23 protein-coding genes and 2 tRNA genes are annotated in these 23,320 nt (G+C 61.8%); 19 read left to right on the top strand and 6 right to left on the bottom strand.

Features of this window, described 5'->3' with window-relative positions; genetic code table 11:
* Positions 1–5: 5 nt before the first annotated feature.
* From NKJ76_RS05470 to derI, 5 genes are all read left to right on the top strand, one after another.
* Entirely contained in the window at positions 6–1,565 is a 1,560-nt protein-coding gene (locus tag NKJ76_RS05470; protein ID WP_023672596.1) for an FGGY-family carbohydrate kinase, read from the top strand.
* Positions 1,562–3,079, top strand: a complete 1,518-nt coding sequence (locus NKJ76_RS05465; protein ID WP_023815453.1) for a glycerol-3-phosphate dehydrogenase — start codon at positions 1,562–1,564, stop codon at positions 3,077–3,079. Before NKJ76_RS05470 ends, NKJ76_RS05465 begins: the two co-directional genes overlap by 4 nt.
* Positions 3,079–4,017 carry a sugar phosphate isomerase/epimerase family protein gene (locus NKJ76_RS05460; protein ID WP_023815452.1) on the top strand — a complete coding sequence of 313 codons (939 nt, stop codon included), beginning with the start codon at positions 3,079–3,081 and terminating at the stop codon, positions 4,015–4,017. The genes NKJ76_RS05465 and NKJ76_RS05460 overlap by 1 nt, the downstream gene beginning before the upstream one ends.
* 65 nt (positions 4,018–4,082) lie before the next feature.
* Positions 4,083–4,850 carry a triose-phosphate isomerase gene (locus NKJ76_RS05455; RefSeq protein WP_023815451.1) on the top strand — a complete coding sequence of 256 codons (768 nt, stop codon included), beginning with the start codon at positions 4,083–4,085 and terminating at the stop codon, positions 4,848–4,850.
* Between the two features lie 26 nt (positions 4,851–4,876).
* Positions 4,877–5,314, top strand: coding sequence for a D-erythrulose-4-phosphate isomerase (derI, locus tag NKJ76_RS05450; RefSeq protein ID WP_023688203.1), 438 nt, complete (start codon positions 4,877–4,879; stop codon positions 5,312–5,314).
* A gap of 15 nt (positions 5,315–5,329) precedes the next feature.
* Here the strand turns inward: derI and dhaL are convergent, their stop codons facing one another.
* Together dhaL and NKJ76_RS05440 are read right to left on the bottom strand one after the other, a co-directional pair.
* Positions 5,330–5,971 (bottom strand): dihydroxyacetone kinase subunit DhaL, encoded by a 642-nt coding sequence (dhaL, locus tag NKJ76_RS05445; RefSeq protein ID WP_023688204.1) that lies wholly within the window; start codon positions 5,969–5,971, stop codon positions 5,330–5,332.
* A gap of 26 nt (positions 5,972–5,997) precedes the next feature.
* The gene (locus NKJ76_RS05440) at positions 5,998–7,005 is read right to left on the bottom strand and encodes a dihydroxyacetone kinase subunit DhaK (protein ID WP_023688205.1); all 1,008 of its coding nucleotides are present in this window, start codon (positions 7,003–7,005) and stop codon (positions 5,998–6,000) included.
* A gap of 417 nt (positions 7,006–7,422) precedes the next feature.
* On the opposite strand from NKJ76_RS05440, the gene NKJ76_RS05435 reads away from it, so the two are divergent.
* The 4 genes from NKJ76_RS05435 (at position 7,423) to NKJ76_RS05420 (ending at position 10,304) form a co-directional block, all read left to right on the top strand.
* A complete protein-coding gene (locus NKJ76_RS05435) occupies positions 7,423–8,727 on the top strand; it encodes a tyrosine-type recombinase/integrase (protein ID WP_352536935.1) in 1,305 nt (434 codons plus the stop codon).
* The gene (locus NKJ76_RS05430; RefSeq protein WP_352536934.1) at positions 8,724–9,026 is read left to right on the top strand and encodes a hypothetical protein; all 303 of its coding nucleotides are present in this window, start codon (positions 8,724–8,726) and stop codon (positions 9,024–9,026) included. The genes NKJ76_RS05435 and NKJ76_RS05430 overlap by 4 nt, the downstream gene beginning before the upstream one ends.
* 467 nt (positions 9,027–9,493) lie before the next feature.
* Positions 9,494–9,688: a helix-turn-helix transcriptional regulator gene (locus tag NKJ76_RS05425; protein ID WP_023739032.1), complete on the top strand. Its 195-nt coding sequence runs from the start codon at positions 9,494–9,496 to the stop codon at positions 9,686–9,688.
* Positions 9,689–10,028: 340 nt separating this feature from the next.
* Positions 10,029–10,304 (top strand): hypothetical protein, encoded by a 276-nt coding sequence (locus tag NKJ76_RS05420; RefSeq protein ID WP_352536933.1) that lies wholly within the window; start codon positions 10,029–10,031, stop codon positions 10,302–10,304.
* 49 nt (positions 10,305–10,353) lie between these two features.
* On the opposite strand, the gene NKJ76_RS05415 is transcribed toward NKJ76_RS05420, so the two are convergent.
* The gene (locus NKJ76_RS05415) at positions 10,354–11,367 is read right to left on the bottom strand and encodes a class I SAM-dependent methyltransferase (protein WP_352536932.1); all 1,014 of its coding nucleotides are present in this window, start codon (positions 11,365–11,367) and stop codon (positions 10,354–10,356) included.
* 95 nt (positions 11,368–11,462) lie between these two features.
* Here NKJ76_RS05415 and NKJ76_RS05410 point away from each other — a divergent pair, with 95 nt between their 5' ends.
* The 3 genes from NKJ76_RS05410 (at position 11,463) to NKJ76_RS05400 (ending at position 13,377) form a co-directional block, all read left to right on the top strand.
* Positions 11,463–11,618 (top strand): glycosyl hydrolase 108 family protein, encoded by a 156-nt coding sequence (locus tag NKJ76_RS05410; protein WP_352536931.1) that lies wholly within the window; start codon positions 11,463–11,465, stop codon positions 11,616–11,618.
* A gap of 202 nt (positions 11,619–11,820) precedes the next feature.
* Positions 11,821–12,234 (top strand): dTDP-4-dehydrorhamnose 3,5-epimerase, encoded by a 414-nt coding sequence (locus tag NKJ76_RS05405; RefSeq protein WP_352536930.1) that lies wholly within the window; start codon positions 11,821–11,823, stop codon positions 12,232–12,234.
* 75 nt (positions 12,235–12,309) lie between these two features.
* Entirely contained in the window at positions 12,310–13,377 is a 1,068-nt protein-coding gene (locus NKJ76_RS05400) for a glycosyltransferase family 2 protein (protein ID WP_023746767.1), read from the top strand.
* Positions 13,378–13,414: 37 nt separating this feature from the next.
* Here the strand turns inward: NKJ76_RS05400 and NKJ76_RS05395 are convergent, their stop codons facing one another.
* Positions 13,415–13,642: a hypothetical protein gene (locus NKJ76_RS05395; RefSeq protein WP_352536929.1), complete on the bottom strand. Its 228-nt coding sequence runs from the start codon at positions 13,640–13,642 to the stop codon at positions 13,415–13,417.
* 700 nt (positions 13,643–14,342) lie between these two features.
* Here NKJ76_RS05395 and NKJ76_RS05390 point away from each other — a divergent pair.
* Positions 14,343–14,465 carry a hypothetical protein gene (locus tag NKJ76_RS05390; RefSeq protein ID WP_352536928.1) on the top strand — a complete coding sequence of 41 codons (123 nt, stop codon included), beginning with the start codon at positions 14,343–14,345 and terminating at the stop codon, positions 14,463–14,465.
* A gap of 629 nt (positions 14,466–15,094) precedes the next feature.
* On the opposite strand, the gene NKJ76_RS05385 is transcribed toward NKJ76_RS05390, so the two are convergent.
* Together NKJ76_RS05385 and NKJ76_RS05380 are read right to left on the bottom strand one after the other, a co-directional pair.
* On the bottom strand, positions 15,095–15,511 hold the full coding sequence (locus NKJ76_RS05385) for a hypothetical protein (protein ID WP_352536927.1): 417 nt from the start codon (positions 15,509–15,511) through the stop codon (positions 15,095–15,097).
* 79 nt (positions 15,512–15,590) lie between these two features.
* A tRNA-Asn gene (locus NKJ76_RS05380) sits at positions 15,591–15,665 on the bottom strand.
* 231 nt (positions 15,666–15,896) lie between these two features.
* Between NKJ76_RS05380 and NKJ76_RS05375 the strand changes: the two genes are divergently transcribed.
* The 6 genes from NKJ76_RS05375 (at position 15,897) to NKJ76_RS05350 (ending at position 23,177) form a co-directional block, all read left to right on the top strand.
* A complete protein-coding gene (locus NKJ76_RS05375; protein ID WP_352536926.1) occupies positions 15,897–16,157 on the top strand; it encodes a PGPGW domain-containing protein in 261 nt (86 codons plus the stop codon).
* A gap of 334 nt (positions 16,158–16,491) precedes the next feature.
* A tRNA-Cys gene (locus tag NKJ76_RS05370) sits at positions 16,492–16,565 on the top strand.
* Positions 16,566–16,673: 108 nt separating this feature from the next.
* On the top strand, positions 16,674–17,348 hold the full coding sequence (locus tag NKJ76_RS05365; protein WP_352536925.1) for a protein-L-isoaspartate O-methyltransferase family protein: 675 nt from the start codon (positions 16,674–16,676) through the stop codon (positions 17,346–17,348).
* 185 nt (positions 17,349–17,533) lie between these two features.
* Positions 17,534–18,919, top strand: a complete 1,386-nt coding sequence (locus NKJ76_RS05360; RefSeq protein ID WP_023691095.1) for a TolC family outer membrane protein — start codon at positions 17,534–17,536, stop codon at positions 18,917–18,919.
* Positions 18,920–19,249: 330 nt separating this feature from the next.
* Positions 19,250–20,125, top strand: coding sequence for a PopZ family protein (locus NKJ76_RS05355; protein ID WP_352536924.1), 876 nt, complete (start codon positions 19,250–19,252; stop codon positions 20,123–20,125).
* A gap of 268 nt (positions 20,126–20,393) precedes the next feature.
* Positions 20,394–23,177 carry a valine--tRNA ligase gene (locus NKJ76_RS05350; RefSeq protein ID WP_352462735.1) on the top strand — a complete coding sequence of 928 codons (2,784 nt, stop codon included), beginning with the start codon at positions 20,394–20,396 and terminating at the stop codon, positions 23,175–23,177.
* The last annotated feature ends 143 nt before the right edge of the window (positions 23,178–23,320 follow it).

Raw genomic sequence — 23,320 nt, 5'->3', positions numbered from 1 at the left:
GCGGCATGAAAGACCTGCTGATCGGGATCGACGCGGGAACGTCCGTGATCAAATCGGTCGCTTTCGATCTGTCGGGGCGGCAGCTCGCCATGGCATCGGTGACCAACAGCTTCGTCACGCTGGAAGGCGGCGGCGCCGAACAGGACCTTAATCAGACCTGGCGCGACATGGTGCTGACCGTTCTCGATCTGGCGACGAAAATTCCAGACCTCGCGCGGCGAACCGCGGCCGTCGCGGTCACCGGGCAGGGCGACGGCACCTGGCTGATCGATGGCGACGGCATGCCGGTCGGGCGCGCGTGGCTCTGGCTCGATGCGCGCGCCGGACATCTGGTGGACGAGATGCGCGGCGATCCCCGGGATCGCACGCGGTTCGAGATCACCGGCACCGGGCTCAACGCCTGCCAGCAGGGCGCTCAGCTCAGCTGGCTGAAGAAAAACAGCCCGGAAATCCTGGAGCGCGCCGCCACTGCCTTTCACTGCAAGGACTGGCTCTATTTCAAGATGACCGGCGAGCGCGCCACCGATCCTTCGGAGGGAACATTCACCTTCGGCGATTTCCGCGCGCGCAGCTATTCCGACGAGGTGCTCGACATTCTGGATCTGACGTCGCACCGCCGCCTGCTGCCCCCCATGCTCGAAGGCACGACCGACCATCATCCGCTTTCTGCGTCGGCAGCAGGCGAGACCGGCCTGCTTGCGGGCACGCCGGTGGTGCTGGGCTACGTCGACATGGTCAGCACCGCGCTCGGCGCCGGCCTCTATGATCCAAGCGGCAATGTCGGCTGCACGGTCATCGGCTCGACCGGCATCCACACACGCCTAGCGCGCACTCCTGATGATGTCGTCCTCAACGACAATGCCTCCGGCTACACGATCGCCATGCCGGTTCCGGGCGCCTATGCGCAGCTGCAATCCAATATGGCGGCGACGCTCAACATCGACTGGCTGCTTGGCCTGGCGCGCGACGTGCTGACCGCCAGCGGCGCAAAACCTTCGCGCGACGAGCTGCTGAAAGCGCTCGATGTCTGGGTCGAAGGATCGGAGCCGGGATCGCTGGTCTATCAGCCCTATATCTCGCTCGCCGGCGAACGCGGACCGTTCGTTGACCCCGACGCACGCGCGGGCTTCATCGGCCTCTCGGTCAAGCACGGTTTTGGCGATCTGGCGCGCGCCGTTCTCGAGGGATTGGCCTTCGCGGCCCGCGATTGCTACCAGGCCATGGGCAGCATGCCCAGCGAGATCCGCCTGTCTGGCGGCGCGGCGCGCAGTCCGTCGCTGCGCCGTATTATCGCCGCGGCAACCCGCGCGCAGGTCAGAACCAGCAGCCGCCAAGAAGCAGGTGCCGCGGGTGCGGCGATGATGGCCGCGGTCGGGCTCGGCTTTTATCGCTCGATGGATGATTGCTGCGCCGAATGGGTGACGCCGCTTCTGGGCGAATGCGACGCCTATGACGAGGCGCTTTCGCAAACCTACGATGCGCTGTTTCCGTCTTTTGTCGCGGCGCGTCAGGCGCTGCATCCGGTGTGGAAATCGATGGCGCACCGCACAGGAGCTAAGTCTTGAGCGATACAACGGATATTGTCGATCTCTTCGTGATCGGCGGTGGCGTCAACGGCGCCGGCATAGCGCGCGATGCCGCGGGTCGCGGGCTGTCGGTCATCCTGTGCGAGAAGGACGATCTGGCGCAAGGCACCAGCTCGCGTTCCGGCAAGCTGGTGCATGGCGGCCTGCGCTATCTCGAATATTACGAGTTCCGGCTGGTGCGCGAAGCGCTGATCGAGCGCGAGGTGCTGCTTGAGGCGGCGCCGCACATCATCTGGCCAATGCGTTTCGTGCTGCCGCACAGCCCCGAGGACCGGCCGGCATGGCTGGTGCGGCTCGGGCTGTTTCTCTACGACCATCTTGGCGGCCGCAAGCGGCTGCCGGGAACGAGGACACTGAACCTGAGAACCGCGCCGGAAGGGGCGCCGATCAGGGACGAATTCAAGCGTGGCTTCGAATATTCCGACTGCTGGGTCGATGACGCCAGGCTGGTGCTGCTCAATGCGCTCGATGCCAGTCAGCGCGGCGCAAAAGTCTTCACTCGCACGGCCTGTATTGCTGCCAGGCGCGAAGGCGGCCTGTGGTCGATCGACATGCAGGACGGCCGCACCGGTGCTGTGACGAGGGTCCGCGCACGCGGGTTGGTCAACGCGGCCGGGCCATGGGTGAATGACATCGTCAGCCGCGTCGCCGGACAGAATTCCACCCGCAACGTTCGCTTGGTGAAAGGAAGCCATATCGTCGTGCCGAAATTCTGGGAGGGACGGCAGGCCTATCTCATCCAGAACAACGACAAGCGGGTGATCTTCGTCAACCCGTATGAGAACGATCTGGCGCTGATCGGCACCACCGACATTCCTTATGAAGGTCGGCCCGAAGAAGTGGCCGCCGAGGCAAGCGAGATCAATTATCTGATCAAGGTGGTCAATCGCTACTTCAAGCGGCAGCTGACCGCGCAAGACGTGGTCTACAGTTTCTCGGGCGTGCGTCCGCTCTATGACGACAATGCCGACAACCCAAGCGCGGTGACGCGCGACTATATCTTTGAACTCGATGCCCCCAACGGCGGCGCGCCGCTGCTGTCAGTGTTCGGCGGCAAGATCACCACCTTCCGCAAACTGTCCGAACATGCGCTGGAAAAGATCCAGCCGTTCTTTCCGACGATGAAGAAGGCCTGGACTGCCAAGATTCCCTTGCCGGGAGGCGATCTGGCGAATGCGGATTTCGAACAGTTCCTGGGTGATCTGCACGCCGAGTTTTCGTGGCTTAGCCCGTCGCTGGTGAAGCACTATGCCCGAAGCTACGGCACGCGCACGCGCGCCTTGCTGAAAGGGGTAAAAGGCGAAGCCGATCTCGGCCGGCGTTTCGGCCCGGATTTCTATGAGCTCGAAGCTGTCTTCCTGTTCGAGACCGAATGGGCGATGACCGCCGCCGACGTTCTCGAACGCCGGACCAAACACGGGCTGCATATCAATGCGGAAGAGCGGAAAACATTCGAAGACTGGTGCACAAAGACAATGGCGGCGGTGAACTGATGGCCTTCACGCTTTCGCTGAACACCAACCCGCTGGTCAATCGCTTCGCCGATCCCGACGATCTGATCGACGCCATTGCCTATGGCATCGGCATCCGCGACGTGCAGCTGACGCATGAATTCGTCAATCCGGGCTGGCCGGCGGCAACGATTGCCAAGTTCCTGCGCCGGTTCAAGAGCGCCCTGGCGCGGACCGGCGTGCGGATCACTTCGGGTATGACCGGTCCCTATGGTCGGCTCAATCATTTCGGCCATCCGGATGCCGATGTGCGCCGCTATTATGTCGACTGGTTCAAGACCTTTGCCGACATTTCCGCGGCGCTTGGCGCGTCGGGCATGGGCACGCAGTTTGCCATATTCACCTACAAGGATTTTGACGATCCAACCCGGCGCGCGGCGCTTCTCGACATCGCGCTCGAATGCTGGCGCGAAGTGGCCGAGCACGCCAAGGCGGCGGGCCTGACCTACCTTTTCTGGGAACCGATGTCGGTCGGCCGCGAGTTTGGCCACACGATCGAAAGCTGCGTCGAATTGCAGGGCGCCATCGATGCGGCCAAGCTGCCGATCCCGATGCAGATGATGGTCGACATCGACCATGGCGACGTGACCTCGCCCAATCCTGACGACACTGATCCCTATGCCTGGGCGAAAGCGTTCCCGTTGCAATCGCCGATCATCCACATCAAGCAATCGTCGATGAACAAGGGCGGGCACTGGCCGTTCACCGCCGCCTACAACAAGGATGGCCGGATCATCCCGCAGAAGCTGCTCGATGCCGTGCGGGCGGGTGGCGGAACCGACAATGAGATCTGCCTTGAACTTTCCTTCCGGGAGAGGGAACCGGTCGATCATCAAGTTATTGCCATGATCCGCGAGTCGGTGGATTTCTGGGCGCCTTACATCGACAGCGGCCGCAACGATCTCAAGCCTCGCGCCTGACGCAAAACGCCGGCGCACAAGTCGGGAAATACGCATCATCCGAATTCGGATCGAAGGAGAAAAGAATGACCCCATATTGGGTCGGCACCAGCTGGAAGATGAACAAGACGCTGGCGGAGGCGCTGCAGTTCGCCGAGGCATTGGCTGCCTTCGTGCCCGCCTTCGATCCGGCGATACAGCCTTTCGTCATTCCGCCCTTCACCGCGGTGCGGCAGGTCAAGGCGGCGCTCGCCAAAACCCGCGTCAAGGTTGGCGCCCAGAACATGCATTGGGCCGATGCCGGTGCCTGGACGGGCGAGATTTCGCCGGTGATGCTGAGGGATTGCGGGCTCGACCTGATCGAACTAGGCCATAGCGAACGCCGCGAGCATTTTGGTGAGACGGACAGGACCGTAGGACTGAAAACGGCGGCGGCGGTCAGGCACGGCTTTGTGCCGCTGATCTGTGTCGGCGAGACGCTGGCCGAGCGCGAGGGCGGCCGCGCTGATGAAATCCTGACCGCGCAGGTTCTGGGCGCGCTGCAGGGTCTCGCAAACAATGAGTTGTCGGCAGAGATACTCTTTGCCTATGAACCGGTGTGGGCGATCGGCGAGAAAGGCATTCCGGCCAGCGCCGACTATGCCGACAAGCAGCAGGCGCTGATCAAGCAGATCGCAGCAACCCGGTTGCCGACCGCCCCGCTTGTGCTCTACGGCGGCAGCGTCAATCCCGGCAACGCGGCCGAACTGATTGGCCAGCCGCATATCGATGGGCTGTTCATCGGCCGCTCGGCATGGCAAGCGGAAGGCTATATCGACATTCTCAAAAAGGCGGCGGCCGCCATCGCGCGCTGACCACGAAAACGAAGGAGTTAATTGCCATGAAGATCGCACTCGGAGCCGACAGCGCCGGCAAGCCGCTGCTCGATGTCATCGCCAAGCATCTCGCCACCAAGCCAGAACTGCAGGTCGTCGATCTCAGCCAGGCCGGATTCTACGCCGATATTGCCGCTGCGGTCGGCCACGAAATTGTCGACGGCAATTACGACCGCGCCATCCTGTTTTGCGGCACCGGCATCGGCGTCAGCATCTCGGCCAACAAGGTGCCCGGAATCCGTGCCGCGCTAACCCACGACACCTATTCGGCGGAACGCGCTGCGAAATCCAACAATGCCCAGATCATCACCATGGGTGCGCGCGTCATCGGCCCCGAACTGGCCAAATCGATCGCCGACGCCTGGCTGGCCTCGGAGTTCGATCCGAACGGTCCCTCTGCCGCCAATGTGCAGGCTGTCGACAGGCTCGACGCGAAGCGCTGAGGATTCGCTCCCGACCTAGCCGGTCAAGGCGATCCGCATCGCCTCGATGACGGTTACGGCGGACGCCGCGCCTGGATCCATATGGCCAAGCGAGCGTTCGCCGAGGCGGGAGGCCCGGCCCTTGGTGGCGATCATCGCCTTGGTCGCCTCCGCGCCGGCCTTTGCCGCCTCGGCTGCAGCCGCGAGGCTGCCGGCCAGCCCCTTGCCGGCGGCCAGTGCCTCGCCCGCAGCCCTCGCGGCCGGCGCCCACGCATCGATCATCGTCTTTTCGCCAGGCTCGGCCTTGCCGCGATCCTGAATGCCTCTGGCCATCGCTTGGAACATAGCGACCGCGTCGGCGTCGTCGAGCGTCGCCTTGCCCTTGACGGCGGCCGCGCCGCGCATGAATGCCGTGGCATAGAGCGGGCCCGAGGAGGCGCCGACGGCATTGAGGAACGACTTCGCCGCCGTGTTCAGCAAGATGGTCGGATCGGTGGTGCCGGTATCCAATGCGGCCACCGCATCGCGTGCCGCGGAAAATCCAAGCTCCATGGCAATGCCGTGGTCGGCATCGCCGATCACCCCGTCAAGCGCGCACAACCGATCCCGGTCGGCTGACATGGCGTCGGCGATGGCCGCGAACATCGCGGCAAGGCGGGTGGTGTCGATTGTCGTCATCTCTTGTTCCTTGCCGTTCACCAAGTTTACCCGGCGCGAAACATGGCGCAGTCGCAAGGGTGGTCGAGCATCGTTTGCAACTCGTCGTCGAGGTGGTGCAGCGTAATCGAAGCGCCGGCCATTTCGAGCGAGGTGCAGTAATTGCCGACCCAGCTTGCGTGAATGGATACACCGATATCGTCAAGCCTCTGCTTCACGCGCCGGTTCATGATGTAGAGTTCCATCAGCGGCGTCGAACCCAGCGAATTGACCAGCACGGCGACCTTCTCGCCGCGTGCCGGCGCCATCTCGGCGAGAATCCTGTCCAGCATTTCGTCAGTGATCTCGTCGGCCGTTTTGAGTTTTCCGCGTGCGATGCCGGGTTCGCCATGGATGCCCATGCCGATCTCCATCTCGTCGGGTCCGATTTCGAAATTCGGCCGGCGGGTTTGCGGCAACGAACAGGGCGCCAATGCGACGCCCATGGTAAAGGTGTGGTCGTTGGCTTTCCCGGCAATGCGTTGGCATTCATCGAAAGACAACATGCGGTCGCAGGCGGCGCCTGCCGCCTTGAAGATGAAGAAGTTCCCTGCGACACCGCGCCGCTTGTGCCTGTCGCCAACGGGCGCGGAAGCGACGTCGTCGGTGCTCAGCACCGTGCGCACCTCGATGTCGTCCATCGCGGCCATCTCGGCCGCCATGTCGAAATTCATGACGTCGCCGGCATAGTTGCCGTACATGAACAGCACACCGGCGCCGCCGCTCGCCGCCTTGGCGCATTCGAGGATCGGGTCGGGCGGCGGAGAGGCGAAGACATTGCCGATCGCCGCCGCGTCGGCCAGCCCCTTGCCGACGAAGCCGAGAAAACTCGGCTCGTGGCCCGAGCCGCCACCAATGACGAGGCCTACCTTGCCTTGGCGCGGTCCATCGCGGGCGATGATCGAGCGCGGGCTTCCGTCAACGGCTTTGAGATGGCGGGGATGCGCAGCCAGGATGCCTTCCAGCATCTCGTCGACGGCCCGATTGCCGTCATTGATGATCTTCTTGGTTTGCACCAACGTCCTCCCGATTTGGTATTTTCATAGATGATACCGGGCGTTATCAGGCTGCCTTCGGGCGAGGGCAGGGGCGCGATGCCCACCAAACTGCCTTCGATCGGCTTCGTAGCTGTTTACCAGCCGTTCTGGCAGAACCGAAGCGGACCGACGTGCACGGACAATGGCACTGTAGTGTACAAGTTCGCACCACGGCTTAGAAAAGGCGGTGGCTCCCGGGGCCGGATTCGAACCAGCGACCAACCGGTTAACAGCCGCTCTCGGGATAGCCCACCAGCGCCATATACCGGTTGTTCCACTCCTAAAAAACCCCTTGTTTCATAACGATTTCAGCTTTCCTGTTGCACATTAGAGCACACAGGGCAACATAGGCAGCAGTTGCATCCTGTTGCCCCAACGTTGCCCCGGAGAGCCCTAATGCCCCGCGAGAACCTGACCGACAACCGCCTGAAGGCTTTGAAGCCGGCTGCTCCTGGCAAGCGATACGTGATCATGGATGCCCAAGTCCCGAGCATGGGCGTCCGCGTAACCGACAAGGAGCCGTCCAACGGTTCAAAGCTTAAGGCCGGACAAGTCAGCTTTGTCTACATCGCCCGTTTCGGTGTTGCAACTCAGCCAGCCCGCCGCGCGCTGGGAGAGTACGACGTCATGTCGCTTGAAGCGGCACGCACCAAGGCGAGGCAGTGGGCAGCGCTCATTGATCGCGGCATTGACCCGAAGGTCCAGGCTGACGAGGAGCGGCAGGCGGCGGCGAGGGCAGCGACAGAGAGCCGTGACCGGTCTTTCGAAACCATCCTTGAACGGTTCATCAAAGCCCGGCGCCGCGATGGCATCCGCAAGGCCGACGAGGACGAGCGCGACCTCAACCGGGAATGCCTGCCGAAGTGGAAGGGCAGGGACGTCGCCACCCTCACCAATGCCGACATCATGGAAGTGGTCGACCCGATCTATGCGCGCGGCGCGCAGCGGCAGGCGCTCAACATCGCCCAGAAGATCGGGACGTTCTTCGGCTGGTGTGTCGATGACGACCTGATCACCGCCTCACCCTTCCGGGCAAAGAAGGTGCGCACCACCATCGGCGAGAAGGGATCAAGGGACCGCGTCCTGACCGATGCTGAGATTGGGGCGCTCTGGACTGCCACGGCCGCTGGCGACGTCTACAGCGCCGTCTATCGGCTGCTGCTGCTGACCGGCCAGCGCCTCAACGATATCGCCCAGGCGTCATGGACCGAAGTCGACGTTGACCGCAAGACGCTGACTGTGCCGGCGGCGCGCTTCAAGTCCGGCCGCGATCACGTTGTGCCTCTCACTGACGAAGCGCTCGGCATCATCGCCAAGTTGCCGCGGTTAAAGAAATGCAACTGGCTTTGCTCGCTCGACGGCGCGGGACCGGTGACGATCGGCCATAAGGTCAAGCTGCGGATTGACGCCGCCATGCTCGCAGCGCTTCGGAAAGACGATCAAGAGGCCAAGCTGCCGGCGTGGGTCAATCATGACATCCGCCGGACGGTTCGCACCCGGCTGTCCGAGCTCGACGTGATGGACGAGGTTGCCGAGGCTGTCATCGGGCATGTGCCTACGGCGCTAGTCAGGACGTACAACCAGTCTAACCGCCTCAAGGTGAAGCGAGACGCCCTGACGCGCTGGGAGGGCGCGCTTGTGGCGCTGACAGGCCGCAAGACGGCCAACAATGTCATCCAGATAAAGGCGGCCGGTCAATGACCCTCAATTTCAACTATCAGCACGATTTCTCGGAGCGAGCCGAACGAGAGATCCTTTCAATGCTGGAATCCCAAGGGTTTTCCATGCCTCATGGCGATTGGCTGAGAACGAAGCTGCACGACATTGCAAATACGTTTCATTGGTCGGCCGAGCGGCGGAAAAAGGACACACATCAAGGGACCGTCGATGAATGGAAAAGGCTCCAGGAGGCGGTGTCGTCCACCGTGCAGTATTCGGACAGCCAAAAGCTCGAGTTGTCGACGGCTACCGAGTTTGAACGCATGCCTCGTTCCGGCTGAGTTCACCGAGGGTGACGTCGAGATCGCTAAACGGGTGCTTCACCGCCTGCTTGCGAGCGTGACCGCTATGGCTGACGGCATGGAAAAATGGTTGGAAGGTCGACCGACGAAAAACGAGCAGCCCGAGATCGATGGGCTCATACGTGGCCTTGCTCGGCTCTGGTGCGCGGCGTTTAAAGTGCCGATTGCTCATATAAGATATCGGGGAGCGCCGGCAGCCCTACTGCCAATTTCATTGAGACCGGTGCCAAGCTATTCCTTGGCGCCGCGCCGCCTCGCAAGTCGATCGTCACTCGCATCATCGCTTATAGGGATGAAGAGAAAAGCAAGCTATCCTGATTTGCCAGTGCTGATTGCGCTCTAAACCAGCACGCGGGTTTGTTCGCACAATTTCTTCAAAGAAGTGTATTTCCCGACGCTGAAATGACTACGCTATGAGGCCTTCGATAGCAACGTAAGGCACTCCAATGCAAACTCTTGTCGCCTTCAGTGAACGCCCCTCAAAGGGGATCGTGTACTCTCGAAATTACATCGACCGCATGATCAAGGAGCACCGGTTTCCTAAGCCGGTGTTCCTTTCGCCCCGTCGGCGCGCCTTTGTCGAGGCTGATTTAGATGCTTGGGTGAAGGCCCGCGTCGACCAGCGAGACGCGGTGGCCTAATGACCACTGATCACGAACATAGCGCCGCTATCGATGAGGCTGCAGCCTGGCTGCGATCTGACAGCCGGGAGCGCATCAGCCGGCCAATTATCCCCCACCGCGCGCGAGGCTCCTCATTGCCCCTGTTTGCATTGAAACTGAGTTCTGAGAAAACCGCCCAATGCTCCTGCTCGGAACGCGACTTTTTCTCACCCGCTGCTAAGCGTCAAAAAATAGCGCACACTAGCGCCCATCCGGCTTCAAACCGGTTGTTCGCACGCGTGAAACCCTTGCAAACCAGCCATTCTTGCCGCATCGTCTGCGTCGATAATTCATCTGGGGCAAGGCAAAGGCAACGAAAGTGCTAGCCATCAACCCCGCTCAAGCGCCTGACATCGCCCGCAAGTATGGCGGCCTTGCTCAAGGCATGCTGGACCGCCGCGCGCGCGAGTGGCGCCGCCGGCAGGAGCTTGTCGACATGTTCGCCCAGGCGCTCGGCGGTGCTGACACAGTGACCCCAGTGAAGGGCAAAATTCGAAGCGTCGACGCGATTTCGAAGGCGATCCGGGAGAACCCGGAACGTGCCATCCGGTTTACAAGGCTGCCGGGGAAAACCTCGACGCCTGGTTCCCGATGAGCCCGAAATAGACGCTAGAAGACGCTCTGCGGACGCACGGCCTGATCAACTAGTCCAGGCCGACCCTGCGCCGGATGCGTGTTGCCAGCAGGCTAACCAGTTCCCGCGTGGGGATGGTGTCTCTGGCGGCCGGCACCTTGACGATTTCCCGCTCGATCTTCACCGGCTGGATTTCGCGATAATCCGGCCCGACTTCGGCATCGAATTCCGCGTGATGCCGCAGAGCGAGCTTGATGCGGACGGCGTTTAGGGCGTCGTTGGAAAGCGCCGCATGGGTGTCGCTGCGGCGCAGCTGCACCACGAACTCCGAACCGATATTCTCTTCGATGAAGGCGATCTTAAAGTTGACAAGCTTGAGCGCGTTCAACTCGAAAATCGCCAGCTCGAACATCGCCGGCGTGAAGAACCATGCGTGGTTGTCGACATAGGGCCTGCTGTCGGACATGTCGCCTTTAAGGTCGCCCTGATATTCCGTCCATGCCGCTTCAAGGCTGTGGGCGTAGCCGAGCGGCGAGTGATCGCCTTTGATCCACGCCGACTTTCCGCCGCGTGTCGCCGCCGAGCATCGCCCCTCAAACAGCGCTTCCGGTGAATGCCTGATGCGGCCTTCCCGGTAGGCGGTGAGAATTTCGCGCAGGCTGGTGGGAGACTTGAGCAGGTCGAAGCATTTTCGCATATCGGGAACGGCCAGCGAAATGATGCCGTCCGGCTTCAACAGGCGGGAGCATTGCTGCAGGAAGCGAATAAGGTCCGGCGTATGCTCGATCACGTGGCTGGCGATGAGGCAATCAAAACCATCCGGCCGGACGGCCAGGGCGGCTTCGTCCAAGGGCTGGCCGGTCCAGACGATGTCGACATTTTCAATCTCGTCAACCTTGTTGCGGATGACTTCGGCCGTGTGACCACGGGCCATCTCGCGCAAAGCATCGCCGTCCTGGAAGTCCACTATTGTCGTATCCCAGCCGTCCGCCCTCGGAGCGATCGGGCTGAAGAACGGCCCGATTTCAATTATCGACATGCTGGTTTTGTCGATATTTCTCCGCAACTGTTCGAGACGGTCCAAAGTTGTTTCCTCCGCAAAGTAATACCCCGCCCGGCCGTCTGATATTTGCTCGCGCGCGCTTCGTCCAGCCCGCCAGTTGGCGGAAAGGAACTCGCATGGCTGTTTCTCGCGAGAAGCAAAGCCTTGACCTCGTGCTGGTGCACGAACGCGGCTACTCCAACCATCCTGCCGACGGCCCGACCATGAAGGGCGTGACCCAGCGTGTTTATGACGGCTACCGCAAGCGCAAGGGCCTTGCGCTTCCGGTATAGCAAGACGCCGGCAGCGGTTGGCGCAGCCGGGTGATGTCGTCGAACCGAAAGTCAAACGGCAGTTCCGCTCCACTCTCCAATCGGAGAAATTGGCTACAGTGCCGTCCTCTTTGATTGCGTGACCTTCCACGCTGCCGTTGAAAGACAGTTAAAAGAAGGGCATGAGGAGCGCTGCCAAAGCTAGTTAGATTGGATGAGTCCTATGACGCAGAGCATTCTCGATAAGACATTGGCAGGGGCCCAGAAGGATCAGGAGACGGTTCGATCCGGCGAGCCGATCGGCAAGGTCCCCGACGGCGTGACGTTTCACGACATGACCCCTCACCTCGACGACAGGGGAAGCGTCACCGAGGTCTACGACCCTCGCTGGAATTGGCATCCCGATCCGCTTGTTTTTTGCTACATGTTTACCATACGACCGAGAACGGTGAAGGGTTGGGCGCTGCATAAGCTTCACGAGGATCGATACTTCGTTGTCGATGGCGAGATGGAGGTCGTCCTGTATGACCCAAGGCCCGAGTCGAGCACCTGCGGACAGGTATTTCGGATTGTTCTGTCTTCAGCCCGGCCACGCCTGATGAACATCCCCAGATTCGTCTGGCACGCGGACCACTGACCACGCCAATCCCGACAAATACCGGCTGCCGCTGGATACCGATTTGATCCCGGTCGACTTTGGCGGCCTCAAGGGATGGTAGACGACGCTCCGCCGCTCTTCAGCGTTCTGATGCCGACCCATAATCGTCCCGACTCTCTTGCCTATGCGATCCAGTCGGTGCTGGCGCAGACGGAGCAATCGTTCGAGCTTCTGGTCGTTGGCGACGGTGCAGCACCGGAGACCGAAGCGGTCGTGAAAAGCTTTTCCGACCCGCGCATTCGTTGGTTTGATTTCCCCAAGGCGCCTCACTTTGGCTATGCCAATCGAAATCTGGCGCTTCGATCGTCACGCGGGGAATTGATAGCCTTCGCCGCCGACGATGACCTGATGATGCCGGATCATCTTGCACTCATGCGCGGCCAGTTCGTCGATCCGTCGGTGGCACTTGTCTACGGCCAGGTCCTCTGGGTCTCGACCGACGGCATTTGCGGTCCTGATCTTACCAACCTGTTTTTTCCCGAAGAGCGGCGCCAATTCATGGCGAGAGGGAACACGATAGCGGCCTCAGGCGTCGTATATCGCGCCAGCGCTCTTGCAGAGCGGACGGTGTGGCCAGAAGATGTGAACGGGGCGGGAGACTGGGAGATCTGGCGTCGGATCGTGCTCACAAAGGGCTTCGCCGCCGTGCGCTACCTTCGCCTTCCTACGTGCCTGCATTTCTCCGCTAAGTGGAAAAACCTCAGAGACTCCGGATTCGCGAGGCTGACGGGCTTCATCAAAGCGTGTGAGACGTCGATCTGGTTTCCGGCGCCGCTACGGGTCGCCATTCCGACAGGACACCTGGAACAAAAGGTCTTCTGGGACATCATGTGTGTCGATCCCGATGGCTGGACCGCGCTCATTCGGGAAGCCGCAGCCGACGCCGTGAACCGACTTGCGCTCGACCGTCTCGAAAAGCTGGCTACACCCGACTCGCCGCCCACACCACCTCCTCCCCCCGCTGCCCCAGATGACGGCCGAGCCGAGGCGCTTGCGGTAGAAGTACAGGCTCTCGCGATTGAAAGGGACGCTATGAAGATGGAGATGGAGGCGCTCAAGCGCTCGAAGAGTTGGCGTTGGACTGCCCCTCTAAGGCAATTGCGAAGGCATATCGGCCGATAGGAGCCGGCGCCAAAGGGCATGAAGCGGCCGGATAACCCTATTCGTCCCCGTCGCCGAGGTACGCCTTCACACGTCCGAAATCGCGGTACATTCCGCCGTCCGGGTGTTTCTTCTCATGCCAGGTGATCGCCCAATAGCCGGTGTCCTGAAGACCCTCCATGACCATCACCCGATCGCGGTTGGTCGGGAAATGCTCCTTGAGAAGATCGTTGACGGCATTCAAGCCGCCGTCTCGGTAGGCTTGCAGATATACATCATCTACCATGGGATAATTCCCCTTTTCGCGGACTGTTGCTACCGACAGGGATGTTGCAGCCGGTGCTCTAGCAAGAGGGTTAAGACCTCTTCGGTTTTGTCCCGCCGGTGCTTCTCTGCCAAAGCGACTCTATCATTGCTAGGCCCCAGCGGCATCGATATCAGTAGGTCGGTGAGTTGCGGGTTGCACTCGAAGAGGATTGCCCTGGCCAGTAGGTCGGCCGGCTCGCAGAGGCCTTTGAACCGGTCGATCCCGGCGCCAAGGCAGGCTTCGAACGCCTCCCGCTTAGTAGTTTCGGCGCCCGCGGTGCAGATCGTCGCACCCATCACCAACGAACAAAGCATCGCTTTCATGGCTGAAGCATCGCGCGCAAGCTTCGCCCCCGCAAGGGCGTGCTTGAGTTTTTAAAGGTGTCGGCGCATCATCACCGGCGGAGCGTGAGAACTCCCGCGGATGGCCCTGCCGGGCCATCTGCACCCAGAGCGTTGGCGGGGCGATCCCTCCAAGGATCGATATTGCCAACGGGTAGAACGAGCCGACTTAGCCGTCGGAGCGAACGGCAGCACTATGCCGGGAGAGCGGCGGCTATACAAGACCCGAAAGGGAAAGGCCGTTCGCGCATGGTCTCTGGCCATGTTCTCACCCTCCCGGCGCCAGTGCTGTCCACTGGCAACCGGCCGTGAGAAGCCGAAACCAGAGAGCCTACATCATGACCATCCATCAACCTGAAATGCGCCGTGAAGACGGGGCAATCTTCCTCACCGTGGCGGAAAACGACCGCCTGGGGATAGCAACCACGATAGAGCGACTGATCGACCTGCTCGAGCCATGAGCCCGGATCCTGATCTCGAGGAAAGCCTCGGATGGGGATATGGCAGCCAATTGGAATTGCACGCCCAGGACGCGAGCGCGAGGAGGAGAAGGAGCACGGTGGCGACGTCCAAGACGACACGATTCGCAGGACGAAGGGGACTACGAGCCGAGCCTTGGCTGGGGCAACCGTACGGGGCAAAGCGGCGTCGGGCTGGAAGCCTGGAGCCTTGAGGATGCCTGCGACATCAGCGGCCTCGGCGGGCTCGCGCTCTTCTCAGGCTCGGGCTATGCGATCGGGAAGGCAATCCTACGAGAGTTTGCGCAGCGCCGCCCTGATGTGACGCAAGCCTATGTGAAGACGTCGTGCGCGATTGGGGGCGCTGGCGAAGCGGCGAGATCGGCGACGTACCTCTGCTGAAGATCATACCGGGGGTGACGCGCATCCTTCGCGACTGACCTTTCGCCAATTGGCGATAAATGGCCCGCCGCCCCGCCGTGCCGGGCTGGGCGCGCTAGATCATTCCGTGCCGAAACAACCAGCCCCCTGTCTTGCTATGGCGGGCTGCTTTTTAGAATTTCCGCTGCGGTCGATCGTCAATGGACCGAGCAATTGCATTCAGTTCTTCCTGCGATGGCACAGGGGGAGCTTCACCGGTCTTCCACCCCGTCGCCATCTGATGGCCGTCGAATCAACAATACAAGCATGCTGCCATTGATCTCAACTCGGGCCTTCCCGTCGATGAAGCCCACATACCCGAACGTGTGGCCGGGGGCGTGTTTATCGAAGCCCTGCTCTTCGGCAGCAGCGGCAATTTCCCGCAAGGTCTGATCGAGCGTGCGGTTCGCTCCGCGCAGAACGCCCTCGATCCACTCGCTGACTTCGAAAGGCTTGCTACCTGATCTGGCGCCGGCGCCAGCATAGGTGATGAAGCCGTGACCGTCGGCGGTTTCCAGCCTGGCCATCTTGGTGGCCGCGAACGACTTCATGCTGTCCACGCCGCTGTATAGACGGTCTGTGCCGACGAACGCCACGCGAGCAGTAACCATTGCAAGGGCGAAGGTCATCGTTGCCCCAGATGTTGCCCTGTCCGGAACTCAAGTAAACGCTCAGGAAAGGGAAAGCGGTCTAAGTGTTTGGAAATGTTGGCTCCCCGGGCCGGATTCGAACCAGCGACCAACCGGTTAACAGCCGGTTGCTCTACCACTGAGCTACCGGGGAATAGAGGCTCTCATGTGAGTGGCGCAGCCTATAGCAAACCCTTTTCGGCTTTGCAAAGAAGCATTTCGCATTTTTCAGCGCATTTTCACCCAATGGTTTCTGGCAATCGCCAGATGACACCACATATGAGCCGTCTTGGGCGCCGTCGGACCTTGGTCGGCGGAACCTGAAAGGCGATTGCAGCCTTTAGCGCATATGGCTTTATCGAAGGCAACCGGATCGACTTTCGACATGACTGCAGCAGACGAAAACCAGGCACCGGCGCGGAAAATCTCGGTGTTCGGGCGCGAGTTCACCATGCCGCGCTCGCGCGGGCTGAGGATCGCCATCGGTATCGCGCTGGTGTTTTTCGGCCTTCTCGGTTTCCTGCCGATTCTCGGCTTCTGGATGATTCCGCTCGGCCTTTTGGTGCTTTCCTACGAATTTGCCGCGGTGCGCCGCCTGCGGCGCCGGTTCGTCGTCTGGTGGGAACGGCGTCGCCGGCCAAATTGAAAGCGATGGCGCGCGGTCCCGGTTCAGCGGACGCTTCGCTTCCAGCCCCTCGCAGACCTTCCCCTCGAATATCTCCTTGAGAACGGCAGCCCTGGTGTCAGCCGCGCGTTTACGGTGGAAGCCAGTTTGCACCCGCTGCGTAAAGCCGCGGGTTCGAGTTTCGCCGGTCGCGCAGCCATGCTTGAGGAGCGGCCAATATGCCGGTGCGCCAAGCGCTGAAACCGCTCGGGAACCACGTTGCGGCGGCTGATGAGGAAAGCGCGCCGGAATGCCGCGCGGACGCTTGACGACCTTTCGCTGCCACCATATTGAGTTCGCTCGCCGGGAGCGATGAGGCCTCGTGGCGGAGTGGTTACGCAGAGGACTGCAAATCCTTGCACCCCGGTTCGATTCCGGGCGAGGCCTCCAATCGCTTCAACTCCCGCATGCCGGGGGCTTGAGTTCCGGTCGAATGCGCCGCAGTGTCGGCGCGACAAGCGCATTTCAGCGCATTGGCTTTGACGGATTGGTTGGGACATGAGCGCTGATTTCTCCGAACTTCGCGTCAAGATGGTCGACGGCCAGGTCCGCACCACCGATGTGACCGACGCAGCATTGCTCGATGCCATGCTTGCCGTGCCGCGCGAGGCCTTTGTCGGGGCCGGCCAACAGGCTCTCGCCTATATCGACGAGGATATCCGCATCTCCGACGGCGCCGATGGCAGCGGTGCGCGCTACCTCATGGAGCCGTCGCCACTGGCCAAGCTTTTGCAGTTGGCCGAGATCGACGCCGGCGATTCGGTGCTCGATGTCGGCTGCGGCACCGGTTATTCCGCGGCGCTGCTGTCCAGGCTGGCCAAATCCGTCGTGGCGCTGGAAAGCGATACCACACTGGCGGAAGCAGCCAAAGCGGCGCTTTCGGCGCAGGGCTGCGATAACGTCACCGTGGTCACCGGCCCACTGCCGCTAGGTCATGCCGCCAAGGCGCCCTACAATGTGATTCTCATCAGCGGCAGCGTCGAGAAAGTGCCTGCGGCGCTCCTTGACCAGCTTGCCGAAGGCGGCCGGCTGGTGGCTGTGGAAGGGCAGGGCAATGCGGGCGTAGCCCGGCTCTTTTTCAATGCAGGGGGGGTTGTAACCGGAAGACGGGCATTTAATGCGGCAATTAAGCCACTACCCGGATTTGAACGCATTCATGCCTTCGAGTTCTAAGTGATTTTGCCTTGCAGCAAAGACTCTGTCATGTTGGCTTGCGATTGAACAATCGTTGCTGATTGGTTAACCGGGGTTTCGGGAGGCTGTCAGCGGGGGAACGATACATCGACGCGGCGCTGGCCGATCCCTAGGGATGGGCTGGCGTGGCGTGGTTCCCGTGCAAAACGAATGAGGGATATAAAGTGCCGTCCTTAGCCAAGAGTTTGTTTGTTACTGTCCTCATTTCCGCGACAGCGCTTTCGCCGATAGCCGCCTCGGCGGAAACCATTCTCGGCGCGCTTTCCAAGGCCTACCAGAACAATTCCTCGCTGAATTCGGCCCGTGCCGGCGTGCGCGTCACCGATGAGGGCGTGGCGATCGCCAAGTCGGGCTATCGCCCGGTGATCACTGGTTCGGCTGATATCGATTACACCTCCAGGCACCTAAACGGCAGGAACGCGAGCCTGGCATTGACCACCGGCAGCTTCGGCGTTCGGATTGATCAGACGCTGTTCGACGGCTTCCAGACCAAGAACAGGGTCGCGTCGGCCGCTGCACAGGTGAGGGCCTCGGTCGAGGGCCTGCGCAACACCGAAGAGAACACGCTGTTCAACGCGGCGAGCGCCTATATGGACGTGATTCGCGACCGCCAGGTGGCGGTGCTGACCGAACAGAATCTGCAGTTCCTGACCGAGCAGGCGCGCGCGGCACGCTCGCGCTTCGAGGTCGGCGAGGGCACGCGCACCGATGTGGCGCAGGCCGACGCGTCGCGTTCGGCCGCGGTGGCGCAATTGAGTGCCGCCCGTGCGCAGGCTCTGGCCAGTGCGGCAACCTATCATCAGATCGTCGGTGACGAGCCGGGCAAGCTCAAGGCCGCGTCGCCGTTGGCGAAGCTGTTGCCGAGGAGTCTCGAGGCGGCGATCGGCATTGCATCGAACGAGCATCCGGCCATCCTGGCCGCCCTACATTCCGTCGATGCAGCCGGATTTGACGTAAAGACGCAGGAGGGTGCGTTGCTGCCGCAGTTGACTGCCAGTGCCGGCCTTTCCCATGTCTATCAAAATACCGTACCTGGCGCGGGGGATTCGGACGGCGATTCCAATGCCGCCACCGTCGGCGCGACGCTGACCGTTCCGATCTATTCGGGCGGCCGTACCTCCGCACTCGTTCGTCAGTCGAAGGAATCGCTCAGCCAGGCTCGCATCGAGGTGGATGTCAGCCGTGACTCGGTGCGCCAGGCCGTGACCTCGGCATGGACGCAATACATCGCAGCGCGTGAAAGCGTCGACGCTAATCGGCAGGTGATCGCGGCCGCACAGTTGGCGCTCAACGGCGTCATCGAGGAGCGCAATGTCGGACAGCGCACCACGCTCGACGTGTTGAATGCCCAGAACGCCGTCATCTCGGCAAAGATCGACCTCGCCAGCTCCGAGCGCGATGTGGTTGTAGCGAGCTACGCCATCCTGTCGGCCATGGGCCGCCTGTCGGCCGATCGCCTGGCGTTGAATGTGGTGAAGTACAAGCCTGAAGAGCACTACAGAGCCGTCAAGGACAAATGGATCGGGCTGCGTACGCCGGACGGTCGTTGATCGCGACTGAGCGGTTCAAATCCCGCCAAGATTGAAAGTATCGTAGCGCCGCGCTTCCCAAGGATGCGCGGCGTTTGTCTTTTGTAGCCTAAATTGTTGAAATCCGGCGTCTTCCGAGATTGGGGATTCTCGGATGGCGATCCGTCGGCTACGCTGTCGCCATGATTCGTATCCGGCTTTGCCGGACAGGAATCCAGGAACGGGTCACTACAGCGCCACGCGTCCGATGGATGCGCAAAGGAGGCTGTAGAACTTTGATTTTGCGCCTGATCCTCTTCGAAAATCGAAGATCGATTTTCGGGATCATGCGCGGGGGCGGCGGATGTGACGATGGCGACGGCAAGCAGCGCACAGCGCGAACCTTCCATGGAAGAAATACTGGCTTCCATCAGGAGGATCATCGAAGACAGCGACACCGGCCGCAAGGGCGGCGCCGATGAGTTGCGACAGGACCTTGTGCCGGCCGCCGGGCCTGTTTCGGATGTCGAGGCCTTCCGCAGCGAATTGCACAGCTCGACCGAAAGCAAGAAGCCGGTGACGCTGGCCGAGGTGCAGGCCCAACTGGCCGAGCCGGTGGTTGCGCGGCTGGAGCCGCGCTCCGAGCCGTCGCCAGTGAAGCCGGCCATTGCGGCAAATGCCACGACCGCCGCGCCACCCGCGCATGCTCCGATGACCCTGGCGGAAGTGAGCGCCAGGATAGCCAGTGAACCTGCCCCCGCCGTCGGGGCAGAAGCTGCAGTGCGGGCAAAGACGGAAACCACCGACTCGATCGTCACGGATTGGCGCCGCGAAATCGCGGCCGTTGGCAATCAGGCAAAACCGGCTGACACAGTACGGCGGCCCGAGATCAGGCAGCCGGAGACTGAAAATCGGCAGGCAGCAATCGCGGAGGTCGAGGCTTTCGAAGACGATCTCGCTGCCGAGCCGGCTTTCGAGCCTCGTCCTTCGCGCAGCGAGCACGCGCGCCCGGCCGATACAACCCCGGCCCGTCCGGCGATCGTTTCGGAACATACGGGACGGCAGGTCGCAGCCGCCTTCGGCGAGCTCTCCGACGCCTTCGCCAGCCGCAGCAAGAAGACCTTCGACGAGATGGCCGAGGAGATGCTGCGGCCGATGCTGCAGGATTGGCTGGACAACAACCTGCCGACGCTGGTCGAGCGCCTGGTACGCGAAGAAATCGAGCGCGTCGCGCGCGGCGCGCAATAGGCATCACCACAGCCCGTTCCGGATTAAAGCGCCGCCTTCGGGCGGCGCTTTCTCGCTGCAGGCCAGCGTCCGGCTGATGTCGCGAATGCGATCAGCTTCCCGTCGGGATCGCTGACGATGAAGGTGCGGGCATGGCCTTCCCGTTGAAATGACCAGGGCCCCGCCTATTTGCGTTGAAGGACTGAGGCAGCCCTCGCGGTTGACTTGGCCAAAACCTTCCGATTTACACCGGGTCAGCAAAACTCCCGACCGCGCGGACCACTTTCCCATGCTTGAAAAGACCTACGACGCCAAGACCGTCGAGCCCAAGATCGCCAAAATCTGGGAAGAGGCGGACGCATTTCGCGCCGGCGCCGGCGCCGAGGAGGGGGCGGAGGCCTTCACCATCGTCATCCCGCCGCCCAACGTCACCGGCTCGCTGCATATGGGCCACGCACTCAACAACACGCTACAGGACATACTCGTGCGCTTCGAGCGCATGCGCGGCAAGAACGTGCTGTGGCAGCCCGGCATGGACCATGCCGGCATCGCCACGCAGATGGTGGTCGAACGCCAGCTGATGGAAAAGCAGATACATCGCCGCGATCTCACCCGCGAACAGTTCATCGACAAGGTCTGGGAGTGGAAGGCCGAGTCCGGCGGCGCCATTTTCAACCAGCTGAAGCGGCTCGGCGCCTCGGCCGACTGGTCGCGCGAACGCTTTACCATGGATGAAGGCCTGTCCAAGGCCGTGCTCGAAGTATTCGTCAGCCTCTACAAGGAAGGGCTGATCTACAAGGACAAGCGCCTTGTGAACTGGGACCCGAAGCTGTTGACGGCGATCTCCGACCTGGAGGTCGAGCCCCAGGAGATCAACGGCAATCTCTGGCACTTCCGCTATCCGATCGAAGGCGAGACTTTCGATCCGGAAAATTCGGCGACCTTCATTACGGTGGCGACGACACGGCCCGAGACGATGCTTGGCGATTCGGCGGTCGCCGTGCACCCGGACGACGAGCGCTACCGGCATCTGGTCGGCAAGAATGTCGTGTTGCCGATCGTCGGCCGGAAAATTCCGGTTGTGGCTGACGAGTATTCCGACCCGGAAAAGGGTTCCGGCGCGGTCAAGATCACGCCGGCGCACGACTTCAACGATTTCGAGGTCGGCAAGCGCCACAAGCTGCCGGCGATCAACATCCTGACCATCGAGGCGGCAATAACGCTCAGGGATAATGAAGATTTTCTCGCCGGGCTCGACGTGACGCCGGAGCGTCAGGCCGTCTGGGACGAGCTCGACGGTCTCGACCGTTTCGTCGCGCGCAAGAAAATCGTCGAGCTGATGGAGACCGGCGGCTTCCTCGACAAGATCGAGCCGCACCGCCACGCCGTGCCGCATGGCGACCGCGGCGGCGTGCCGATCGAGCCGTTTCTGACCGAGCAGTGGTATGCAAACGCCGCCGAGCTCGCCAAGCCGGCGATCGCATCGGTGCGTGAAGGCCGTACCAACTTCGTGCCGAAGAACTGGGAAAAGACCTATTTTGACTGGATGGAGAACATTCAGCCCTGGTGTATTTCACGCCAGCTGTGGTGGGGTCACCAGATCCCGGCCTGGTACGGGCCGGACGGCCGGGTCTTCGTCGAGAAGACCGAGGAAGAGGCGCTGGGCGCCGCGATCGAATATTATCTGGCGCTGGAAGGTCCATGGAAGGCCTGGGTCGAGGACAAGCTCGAGACCTTCAAGCCGGGCGAGATCCTGACCCGCGACGAGGACGTGCTCGACACCTGGTTCTCGTCTGCACTGTGGCCGTTCTCAACGCTGGGCTGGCCGGATCACACGCCGGAGCTCAAGACCTATTACCAGACCGACGTGCTGGTGACCGGTTTCGACATCATCTTCTTCTGGGTCGCGCGAATGATGATGATGGGCCTGCATTTCATGCACGAGGAGCCGTTCCACACCGTCTATGTGCACGCGCTGGTGCGCGACAAGAACGGGCAGAAGATGTCGAAGTCGAAAGGCAACGTCATCGATCCGCTCGATCTCATCGACGAGTTTGGCGCCGACGCACTGCGCTTCACGCTGACGGTGATGGCGGCGCAGGGGCGCGACGTGAAGCTCGATCCGGCGCGCATCGCCGGCTACCGCAATTTCGGCACCAAGCTGTGGAACGCGACACGCTTTGCCGAGATGAACGAGGTCGCGCGCAATGACGATTTCTGGCTGAACGACGCCAAGCTGCCGGTCAACCGCTGGATCCTGACCGAGCTGACCAGGGCGTCGCGCGCTATCACCGAGGGCATCACCGGCTACCGCTTCAACGAGGCGGCCGGCGCCGCCTACCGCTTCGTCTGGAACCTGTTCTGCGACTGGTACCTGGAACTGCTGAAGCCGGTGTTCATGGGCGCGGACGAAGCTGCCAAGGCCGAAAGCCGGGCCTGCGTCGCCTTCGTGCTCGACGAGATCTACAAGCTGCTTCACCCGATGATGCCGTTCATGACCGAGGAGTTGTGGGCGCAGACGGCGGGCGAGGGCCGGACGCGCGCAACGCTGCTTTGCCACGCCGCCTGGCCGTCGCCCGACTTCGAGGACGCGGACGCGGCCGCCGACATCAACTGGCTGGTCGATCTGGTCTCCGGCATCCGCTCCGTGCGCTCCGAAATGAACGTGCCGCCGGCGGCGATCGCACCGTTGGTGGTGGTTGGCGCCAGCGTCGAGACCCAGCAGAGGCTCGACCGCCATGCGTCCGCCATCAAGCGGCTGGCGCGGGTCGGCGATATCTCGCTGGAGGACGCGGCACCCAAGGGCTCGGCCCAGATCGTGGTCAACGAGGCGACGATCTGCCTGCCGCTCGGCAGCCTGATCGATCTCTCCGCCGAGGCGGCGCGGCTGCAGAAAGAACTGGCCAAGGTGACCGAGGAAATCGCGCGGTTGCACAAGAAGCTGTCGAATGAACGGTTCGTCGCCAGCGCGCCGGAAGAGATCGTCGCGGCCGAGCGCGAAAAACTCGACGAATACCGCGATCAGCAGGAGAAGCTTTCGGTGGCGTTGACTAGGGTGCGCGACGCTGGTTGAGCGCTGGATTCGCAAGGCGCCGGCAAGTGCTTGGCGGCGGTTCTTTTGCTCGAACAACAGGCAATCCGTAAGGTTAATATTGACGTAAACGGAAAGTTTCAGCCCCATTGTTGCCATAATGTAACAATCGGGCCAAATAGCTC

This window comes from Mesorhizobium sp. M0029 (assembly GCF_040323735.1).
GTDB lineage: Bacteria > Pseudomonadota > Alphaproteobacteria > Rhizobiales > Rhizobiaceae > Mesorhizobium.
Note: the sequence above shows the minus strand (reverse complement) of the source record. Positions and strands in the feature narration are given on the sequence as shown.